The sequence below is a fragment of the Caldisericia bacterium genome (genome assembly GCA_021158845.1).
Taxonomy (GTDB): Bacteria; Caldisericota; Caldisericia; order B22-G15; family B22-G15; genus B22-G15.
The window spans coordinates 1-9,128 of record JAGGSY010000036.1 but is presented as its reverse complement, the minus strand read 5'-3'; the positions used below and the strand labels follow the sequence as shown (position 1 = coordinate 9,128).

The following is a 9,128-nucleotide window of genomic DNA, read 5'->3' as shown; positions in this document are numbered from 1 at the left end:
AAAAAGGAGGAAAGAGCAATGATCAATGATGTGGGAGGAACAATTAAACAAAAACTAAATGAACTCATGGAGAAGGACAAGAGTATCGAATCTCTTGTGGTGGTGAGTAAAGATGGACTTCCTATTTCCTCTACTCTTCCAGTTGAAGAGGAGGAGAAAACAGCAGCAGTTTCTGCATCTCTTATAATGCTTGGTGAGAGAGCAATAGAGGATTTTAGGAAGGGAACATTTGAGGAGATTATTACAAGAGGCACAGAAGGTTATATAGTTATAGTAAATCTCAATCAATCCTCTGCCCTTCTTGCTGTATTACACAAGGAGGCTAAGCTTGGTCTTATAAGATTTGAGTTAAAGACTCTTTCAAAGTCTATAGCGGATATTCTCGGTGGTTTCTAATCATATAGTAAAATGAGGCAAGGGAAGATCTCTCGTTGAGTGAAGTCCCGGAGGTAGTTTTAAAAGTGCTGGAATGTAGTTAACTATTACAGTGGATGTCCCTATATCTCCATGAATCCCTCCTTCAATCTTGAGATCAATATCTGGAACTCCTTTTATTCTTATTCTGTCAAAGGATTGTTTTTCTCCAATCGCCATCCTTAGGATAAGAGTTACCTCTCTTCCATCCCAGGAGATACCTTTTGCAACTTGATGTTGCCCTCTTACAAGTCCTTTCTTTATTTTAAGGTAATCTGTTTCAAGATCCTCCTCAGCAATTACAGGTTCAAGGCTATTTTCCATCTCTTTAATTTTCCAGCCAAGGGAATCAAAGATATAAGTTAGTGACTCAGGCAGTCCAATGTGTCCGATCTTTCCATCTCTTTTTAATTTATCAAATTCTTCTTTTGATAGAGATGCTCCTATTTTTAATTGAAGTTGTTTTCTCCTCTTTGAAGCATCAAGGTACCTTTCTGCAGTGATTTTTTCTATATCTCTCGAAGCAGTGGTTATAAAAGAGACAAGGGTGTCAAGTACAAAACCAGGGTTAATTCCAGCACCAAGAATCCTAACTCCATTCTCTTTTGCTATTTTATCCAGCATTTCTGCTTCCTTTTTATGAAAATGAAAAGGATAGAAGAGTTCCTCGCATGTGGATATTACATTGAAACCAGCTTCCATTATTTCTTTAAACTGTGGGAGGGTTGTTTTCAAGAAGGAGGAGGTGGAGTGAACAACGACATCAGCTTCTTTAATCTTTTTTATACTATCCACCACATTCACTCCCAGTTTCTCCTTACCAATTAATTTACCGAGATCTCTTCCCACAATATCTGGATTTATATCCACTCCACCGACAACTTCAAAGTTTCTCTTTAAAAGCGCTGTTTTAAGTATCTCTCTCCCAATGGTTCCAAGACCGAAAAATACAAGTTTATACATTACTCTTCTCCTTTTTCCTTAAACTCTGAAGATAGTATATGGCTATGGCAATCAAAACACCGATTATATCAGTTTTAAATCCAGGAATTATCAATAAAACTGCTGATATAAATAATGCTATTCTTTCATAGAATCTCAAATTAGTTGATAGAAAACCTATGGTTGATGCGGCGAGTATAACAACTCCTATAAATGCTGTAACTATCGCTAATATGGCGGGAAGTAATTGGAAATTCACTCCAAGAAGTATTGGATTGTAGGCGAACACAAAAGGTACTAAGTATCCTGCTAAGGCGATTTTAAAAGCTGTGAATCCTGTTTTAAATGGGTCTGAACCAGCTATCCCACTTCCTGCATAAGCTGCAAGCGCTACAGGAGGAGTAACATCTGCAAGGATTCCATAGTAGAAGACAAACATGTGTGCTATAAGCATTGCCATTTTTGGTTCATAGTGCGTAAGAAATGGTGCAAGAGCTGGCGCTGTTATAATAGCCATAAGTATATAAGTTCCAGTGGTTGGAATTCCCATACCAAGAATTATGCATGCAATCATTGTAAATAGAAGTGTAAACGCCATGGCATTTGGAAGTCTTAAGAATGGAATAACTGCACCAATAACTCTGTTTATGGCATTTGTTACATTTGTAGCAAGTGATACAACTGCATTTGCAAATTTTAGGGCAAGACCAGTCAATGTTGACATTCCTGCTATATAACCTGCAGTGGCACATGCTGCAACTACTGGAAGTGCATTGTATGCACCATTTTCAAACCCATCCACTACTATAAATGCCGTGTCCTTAAGAACAGTGCCAATTTTTTTAAGTCCATCACTCACAGGGTTTGTTACTTCAGGAGGAGACTTCCATATATAAAAAATAAGTCCAAGAATTGCCGATAAAATTCCCGAAAGGAGTGTAGCAATTAGTATGTGAAGGTTTATAGCTGGATGGAATATTAGAAGGAAGAAGAAAGCTATGGGAATGTATATTGATATGTATAAGAATAGATTTTTGATTCTTTCCTCATACCTTTTTGTAAGCAGTTTTGCTATATCTCCAAGAAAGCTTACAAGGATTGTTGTAACAACTGTTGAGAAAGCTGCATCCTGAACGCTAAATCCCATAATAAGTTTATAAAGGAGAACGATAATAGGTGTTAGTAGGTATCCCTTCTCCTGCAGTAGTTCCTTAAGGTTTGGAATTTCCTCTTTTCTCAGTCCTCTTAAACCCAATCTTTTTGCCTCAAAGTGGACAGAGAAGAAGACTCCAGAGTAGTAAAGTAAAGATGGAACTATCGCTGCTGCTACAATCCTCAAATATGGAACTCCTATAAACTCTGACATTATAAATGCTGCTGCCCCCATAATGGGTGGCATAAGCTGTCCACCAGTGGAAGCAGTTGCCTCTACTGCTCCGGCAAAGTGCGGTTTATACCCAGTTTTTTTCATTAAAGGAATTGTAAAAGAGCCTGTTGTAACAACATTTGCTACAGAGCTCCCACTTACTGTTCCCATGAGGCCACTGGATATAACTGCAACTTTTGCAGGTCCTCCAATTGCTCTTCCAGTTAACGCCCTTGCAATGTCTATAAATAATTCACCAAGCCCTGTTTTTTCTGATAATGCACCAAACAAGAGAAAGGCGTAGACAAATTTTGTAGATACAGATATAGGCACTCCAAACATTCCATCAAGAGTATAGAATAAATGATCAACAACACGGGTAAATGGATATCCTCTGTGAGCGAAGAATCCAGGGATATATCTACCAAAAAGTGCGTAAAGAATAAAAATTGTAGCAATGAGAGGAAGGGGAATTCCTGTTATTCTTCTTGCTCCCTCAAGAACAAGGATAACGGCAAAACTTGCAACAATAAGATCAAGAGTTGTAGGAAGTCCAGCTCTTAGAACCAGTTGTTTATAAAAGATCACAGGATAGAGAAAGACAAGCACAATAAGAATTGCAAGGATCATATCATAAATAGGTATTGTATCTTTTCTTCCTTTTTTGAATGGAGGGACGAGTAGAAATATTAAAAGCATTGCAAAGCCTACATGTATTGGTCTTTGAATCTGTGGTGGAAAAAGACCAAATCCTATTGTGTAGAATTGGAAGACAGAAAAGGCTATGGCTATCAATTTAACAATAAGATAGGCTATCCCCTTTAATTTTCTTCTTCTTGCACTTATCTCATATTTTTCAAGGAGTTCCTCAGTCTTTTTCTCATTCGCCATAAGTTACCTCCTGAGGGTTATGATAACTCTTCTTGTACCAAACATCTTGGAAAGGTTATACTCCTTTCCTTTTATATAAAGTTTGAAATTCCACTCCTTTACAATACCGTAATTTATCTCTTTAAAAGGCCTATTCATGTTAACTAATTTAAATTTATCTTTCTCCATAATGAGTTTCTCTTCCCCCTCTGTTTCAGTTGGGAGTCCTGCACTTGAATATGAGAAATCTGTTTCGTAGAGTACTATGTCACCGTCTTCAATTCTATAATATTCATATACTGGAGATAGAGAGACTGAGTGGATGAAACTTATTTCAAATGTATCTTTGTCTTCAACATTGAAAGATAAAAGCGTTTTACCTGTTTTCGCATCTACTATCAATAGATTTTTATGAAATTTATAAAATGAAAAATAAATACCTACAATTAATAAAACTAATATTAAAAGAGCTGATTTTAACTTCATTTAAAAAAGAGGGGGTGAAATCACCCCCTAATAAGCATGTTAGTGTATTAGTCCCTTCTCCTTATAATACTTCTCTGCTCCTGGATGAAGAGGAATAGCAACACCATCAAGAGCTGTTTCGAGTGTTATATCTTTACCCTTTGCGTGAACTTTCTCTACAAAGTCCCTGTGTTCCCATAATGCCTTTGTTACATTGTAGACAAGATCCTCATCTAAATCAGCATCACATACCCATTGTGCAAGACATGTAACTGTTGTAACATCCTCATCCTGTCCTTTGTATGTTCCTGCTGGAATAGTTGCTGGTGCATAGTATGGAACCTCCTTTACAAGCTTTTGGACCATTTCTGGTGTAATGTTTACAAGGACAATATCCTTTGTGGTAGCAAGGGATACAATACTTGATGTTGGATACCCTGCTGTTACAAATGCAGCATCAATTCTTTCATCTTTGAGTGCGTCAGTTGCTTCTGAGAATGACATATACTGTTCGTCAATATCATCGTATGTTATTCCATGAAGATTAAGTATTGTTCTTGCATCAACCTCTGTTCCACTTCCAACATCACCAACGGCTACCTTCTTTCCCTTTAGATCCTCAACGGTTTTTATTCCAGATTTCTTTAAAGCAACTATCTGAATTGTTTCTGGATAAAGAGAAGCGATAACTCTCAAATTCTTGATTGGCTCCTTATCTTTGAATATCTCTGTTCCTGTATAAGCCCAGTAAACAACATTATTCTGTGCAAAGGCAGATTCAATCTCATGTTTTCCAATTAAGTTACAGTTTGCCACAGATGCTCCACTTGTCTGTGCTGTGGCCACAACATCCACATTATCATAGTCTGCAAAGTTTGATACAACCTGTGCAATTGCTCCTCCCACTGGGAAGTATGTTCCTCCAGTTCCTCCAGTTGCAATTCCAAAAAATACCTTCTTTACACCCTCCTCCTCTTGTGGTTTCTCTTCCTTAGGGGCACAGGCAGAGAAGAAAGACAGAGAAACCAAACTTACAACCAACATCAAAATTAACAGTATCCCAATTGCTCGTTTGGAGATAATCATCACTCCACCTCCTTGAATTTGTTTTGACAAAATTATATATTTTTTACCTGAATCTGTCAAATGCCAATCCATGGTTGACAAATCCGACTTTTTAATGTAAAATTTTTCTTGAAATTAGCACCTAAAGGTTTTGAGTGCTAAAAAAGGAGGTGATATGACTAAAAGAGAGGATCTTACACCTTATCTTATTGAAGTTATAAAGGATAAGGAGAGAAGGATAAAGGAGCTTAAGGAGGAGATTAGAGCTCTTTCCTTTCTTATCAAGAAGGAAAGGAGAGATTTCCAGTATTTTCAAAGAAAAATTGAAAGAGAAGAGGAAAAAAGAAAACTGACCCAGAGAGGCGAAATAATTTCTTCTCTCCTTAACATACTTGATAGTTTTGAAGGAGCAAAGATGAATTTTAAAGACGAGAAATTAAGGAAAGGATTGGAGCTTATAGAGAAACAATTTATAGATTTCTTAAGAAATGAGGGCGTTGAGGAAATTGGAAAAACAGGAGAACCCTTTAATCCTAATCTTCATCAGGTTGTCTCCATAGATTTAACCAACGATGAAGAAAAGGATGGTAAGATAAGCGTTGTTTTAAGAAAGGGTTACAAGATAGGCGATTTACTCTTAAGACCAGCTTATGTCAAAGTATATAAGAAGGAGGTGAACTAAAATGGGAAGAATTATAGGAATAGACCTTGGTACATCTAACTCTGCTGCTGCAGCTATCGTTGGTGGAAAACCAACAATAATACCTGCTGCAGAAGGAACATCTCTTGGAGGAAAAACTGTTCCCTCTGTGGTTGCATTTACTAAGGATGGACAACTCCTTGTGGGAGAACCAGCGAGGAGACAGATGGCTCTAAATCCTGAAGGAACAGTTACAGGCATAAAGAGAAAAATGGGAACAGACTATAAGGTAAAGATATTTGGAAAGGAATATACACCTGAACAAATATCAGCTTTCATTCTGCAGAAGATAAAAAGAGACGCAGAGGCTTTTCTTGGGGAAAAGGTTGAAAAAGCCGTGATAACTGTACCTGCATATTTTAATGATAACCAGAGGCAGGCTACAAAGAATGCAGGAAAGATTGCAGGACTTGAGGTTGTAAGACTTATAAATGAGCCTACCGCTGCAGCTTTTGCATACGGACTTAACAAAAGTGAAGAGGAATTGAAGATCCTTGTTTTTGATTTTGGTGGTGGAACCCTTGATGTGACTATAATGGATTTTGGAGAGGGAGTGTTTCAGGTTATATCAACTGCAGGTGATACCAAACTCGGTGGAAGAGACATGGATGAGGCATTGATGAATTATGTTATTGAGCAATTTAAAAAAGACACAGGAGTTGATTTAAGAGAGGACAAGCAAGCTCTTCCAAGGTTGAGAGAAGCAGTGGAGAAGGCAAAAATTGAACTTTCCAGCGTTCTTGAAACAGAGATAAATCTCCCGTTTATAACAAGTATTGGAAATGAACCAAAGCACCTTGTTATGAGGATTTCAAGAGCTCTACTTGAGGAACTTGTGAAACCGATAGTGGAAAAATGTAGAGATCCTTTAACCCGTGCTCTTGAAGATGCTAAACTTGAACCAAAGGATATAGATAAGATAATCCTTGTGGGTGGACCTACAAGGATGCCTATTGTTCAAAAGTTCATTGAAGATTTCTTTGGTAAACCCCCTGAGAGAGGAATTGATCCAATGGAGTGTGTAGCAACTGGAGCAGCCATTCAAGCGGGGATAATAGAGGGAAGTGTTAAGCAGGAGATAGTGCTTCAGGATGTCACACCCCTTACCCTTGGAATTGAGACCCTTGGAGGAGTTTTTACAAAGATGATAGAAAGAAATTCCCCTATACCTATAAAGAAAACTCAGATCTTCACAACTGCAGCAGATAATCAAACCTCTGTAGAGATTCACATACTTCAAGGAGAGAGACCTCTCGCCAAAGACAATGTTTCCCTTGGAAGATTCATACTTGATGGAATACCACCTGCTCCAAGAGGTGTTCCAAAGATAGAGGTAACATATGAGATAGATGAGAATGGAATACTCCATGTAACTGCAAAGGATCTTGGAACCGGTAAAAGCCAACACATAACAGTGACGAATGCTGTAAAGCTTTCTGAAGAAGAGGTGGAAAGAATGAGAAAAGAGGCAGAAAAGTTTGCAGAGGAGGATAAAAAGAGAAAGGAAGAGATAGAGTTAAGGAATACTGCTGATCAGATAATTTACACTGGAAGGAAGACTCTCAGAGAGAACAAGGATAAGGTGAGTAAAGATGTCTATGAGAATGCTGAGAAAAAGATTAATGAACTTGAGAAACTCCTTAAAGAAAACAAGATGGATGAGGTAAAAAAGAAGATTGATGAGGTAAATAAGGCGCTTGCAAAGATTGGAGAGGAGATATACAAGAAAACTCAAACGCAACAGAAACCACCAGAAGACAAAAATAAAAAGGATAAAGGAGACGATAAAGGAACCATTGACGGAGACTACGAAGTTAAGTAATGAAAAAGGATTATTATGAGATACTGGGGGTGGATAGGAATGCCACCCCCGAGGAGATAAAGAGGGCATATAGGAGACTTGTAAAGAAGTATCATCCTGATTTACACAAAGACGATCCAGAAGCTGCCAAAAAGATGGCAGAGATAAATGAGGCATACGAAGTTCTTTCAGATCCAGAGAAGAGAAAGAGATACGATATGTATGGATCCGCTGATATACCAACTGGTGGATTTTCCTATGACCAGGAAAGACCTTTCGGTGATTTCTTTAAGGATTTTGATTTTGGATTTGAGGATATATTTGATACATTCTTTGGTGGTTTCGGTACAACAAGAGAAAGAAGAAAGGAAAGGGTAAGAAGGGGAGGAGATTTATATTACAGACTAACCATAGATTTAATAGATGTTTTGAAGGGGGCTGAAAAAGAAATAGAGATTGAGAGGGAGGAGATTTGTGATAGATGTGGTGGAAGTGGAGTTGAGCCTGGTTTTGAAAAGGAGGTCTGCCCTGAATGTGGAGGTACAGGACAGGTTAAAAGAGTTCAAAGAACCATATTTGGTCAGTTTGTCACCGTTACTGTGTGTCCAAGATGTCATGGCGAAGGGTATATAAACACACATCCATGTAAAGTTTGTAGAGGAAGTGGTGTGGTAAGAAGAAGTAGGAGAATTAAAATAAAGATACCACCTGGAATAGAAGATGGGATGAGGATTCGACTTAAAGGACAGGGCAATCAAGGAAAGAATGGACTTAACGGAGACCTTTATATAGAGGTAAATGTTAGACCACATCCATTTTTAAAAAGGGAGGGAGAAAATCTCTTTTATGAAGCTCAAGTACCTCTTATAACAGCTCTTCTTGGTGGAAGTATAACCATACCAACCCTTGAGGGAGAAAAGGTTATAAATATAAAACCAGGATTACAGTTTGGAGAAAGGATAAGATTGAAGGGAGAGGGTTTACCACTTCTTGGGAGGAGAGGAAGAGGAGATTTGTATGTGATAGCAAATATAAAGATACCCACCAAACTTTCAAGAAGGGAGAGAAAACTTTTAGAGGAATGGAGGAAAATAAGGGGTTAATTTAGAATTTCTTTTCCTTCTCTTCCTTCGAGAATCCATACTTTCTTGCAAAGATTAACAATACAACAGCTAATACTCCAAGAAATATATCAAGGGTTGAAATTGATGGTTTCAACATCTTTCTTACTATTATAAATATAAGTGTATCAATCAGGACAAATGTTGAAAATCTTACAAGAACTACAGTTAACTCAAGAAGAATAGCAAGAATTAATATATACGAAATTATGTCTTCTACATGAGCAACAAAGTTTTGTTCGGAGATATGCAAGGCCTCGCCTATATAATATGGTAGATACTTTAACCCTATAAAGAAGAATAAAAGGGTAAGAATGGCAAGCACGATGTCAAGCACTTTTATTAAATTTTTGAGCCAACTCCTAATTTTCTTAATACTCCCTC

General features: G+C 37.7%; 9 protein-coding genes. 4 read left to right on the top strand and 5 right to left on the bottom strand.

Annotated elements, in window-relative coordinates:
• Positions 1-396: roadblock/LC7 domain-containing protein (locus tag J7J33_01455; GenBank protein ID MCD6167959.1), on the top strand; the 396-nt coding region annotated here is incomplete at its 5' end.
• Here J7J33_01455 and J7J33_01450 read toward each other — a convergent pair.
• The 4 genes from J7J33_01450 to J7J33_01435 are packed head-to-tail and all read right to left on the bottom strand — an operon-like array spanning position 397 to position 5,143.
• The gene (locus tag J7J33_01450; GenBank protein ID MCD6167958.1) at positions 397-1,377 is read right to left on the bottom strand and encodes an NADP-binding protein; all 981 of its coding nucleotides are present in this window, start codon (positions 1,375-1,377) and stop codon (positions 397-399) included.
• Positions 1,370-3,613, bottom strand: coding sequence for a TRAP transporter permease (locus J7J33_01445; GenBank protein MCD6167957.1), 2,244 nt, complete (start codon positions 3,611-3,613; stop codon positions 1,370-1,372). Before J7J33_01445 ends, J7J33_01450 begins: the two co-directional genes overlap by 8 nt.
• A gap of 3 nt (positions 3,614-3,616) precedes the next feature.
• Positions 3,617-4,078 (bottom strand): DUF1850 domain-containing protein, encoded by a 462-nt coding sequence (locus J7J33_01440; GenBank protein ID MCD6167956.1) that lies wholly within the window; start codon positions 4,076-4,078, stop codon positions 3,617-3,619.
• A 39-nt stretch (positions 4,079-4,117) separates the two neighbouring features.
• The gene (locus J7J33_01435) at positions 4,118-5,143 is read right to left on the bottom strand and encodes a TAXI family TRAP transporter solute-binding subunit (protein MCD6167955.1); all 1,026 of its coding nucleotides are present in this window, start codon (positions 5,141-5,143) and stop codon (positions 4,118-4,120) included.
• Positions 5,144-5,297: 154 nt separating this feature from the next.
• Here J7J33_01435 and J7J33_01430 point away from each other — a divergent pair, with 154 nt between their 5' ends.
• The 3 genes from J7J33_01430 to dnaJ are packed head-to-tail and all read left to right on the top strand — an operon-like array spanning position 5,298 to position 8,726.
• Positions 5,298-5,804 carry a nucleotide exchange factor GrpE gene (locus J7J33_01430; protein MCD6167954.1) on the top strand — a complete coding sequence of 169 codons (507 nt, stop codon included), beginning with the start codon at positions 5,298-5,300 and terminating at the stop codon, positions 5,802-5,804.
• Between the two features lies 1 nt (position 5,805).
• Positions 5,806-7,644, top strand: coding sequence for a molecular chaperone DnaK (dnaK, locus tag J7J33_01425; protein ID MCD6167953.1), 1,839 nt, complete (start codon positions 5,806-5,808; stop codon positions 7,642-7,644).
• Positions 7,644-8,726: a molecular chaperone DnaJ gene (dnaJ, locus tag J7J33_01420; GenBank protein ID MCD6167952.1), complete on the top strand. Its 1,083-nt coding sequence runs from the start codon at positions 7,644-7,646 to the stop codon at positions 8,724-8,726. The genes dnaK and dnaJ overlap by 1 nt, the downstream gene beginning before the upstream one ends.
• A gap of 1 nt (position 8,727) precedes the next feature.
• Here the strand turns inward: dnaJ and J7J33_01415 are convergent.
• The coding region (locus tag J7J33_01415; GenBank protein ID MCD6167951.1) for a hypothetical protein at positions 8,728-9,128 on the bottom strand (401 nt) is incomplete at its 5' end.

Bases quoted from the DNA above. Each gene is read 5' to 3' on its own strand.
- J7J33_01440 (MCD6167956.1), bottom strand. From the start codon at position 4,078: ATGAAGTTAAAATCAGCTCTTTTAATATTAGTTTTATTAATTGTAGGT.
- J7J33_01435 (MCD6167955.1), bottom strand. From the start codon at position 5,143: ATGATTATCTCCAAACGAGCAATTGGGATACTGTTAATTTTGATGTTG.
- J7J33_01445 (MCD6167957.1), bottom strand. From the start codon at position 3,613: ATGGCGAATGAGAAAAAGACTGAGGAACTCCTTGAAAAATATGAGATA.
- dnaJ (MCD6167952.1), top strand. From the start codon at position 7,644: ATGAAAAAGGATTATTATGAGATACTGGGGGTGGATAGGAATGCCACC.
- J7J33_01450 (MCD6167958.1), bottom strand. From the start codon at position 1,377: ATGTATAAACTTGTATTTTTCGGTCTTGGAACCATTGGGAGAGAGATA.
- dnaK (MCD6167953.1), top strand. From the start codon at position 5,806: ATGGGAAGAATTATAGGAATAGACCTTGGTACATCTAACTCTGCTGCT.
- J7J33_01430 (MCD6167954.1), top strand. From the start codon at position 5,298: ATGACTAAAAGAGAGGATCTTACACCTTATCTTATTGAAGTTATAAAG.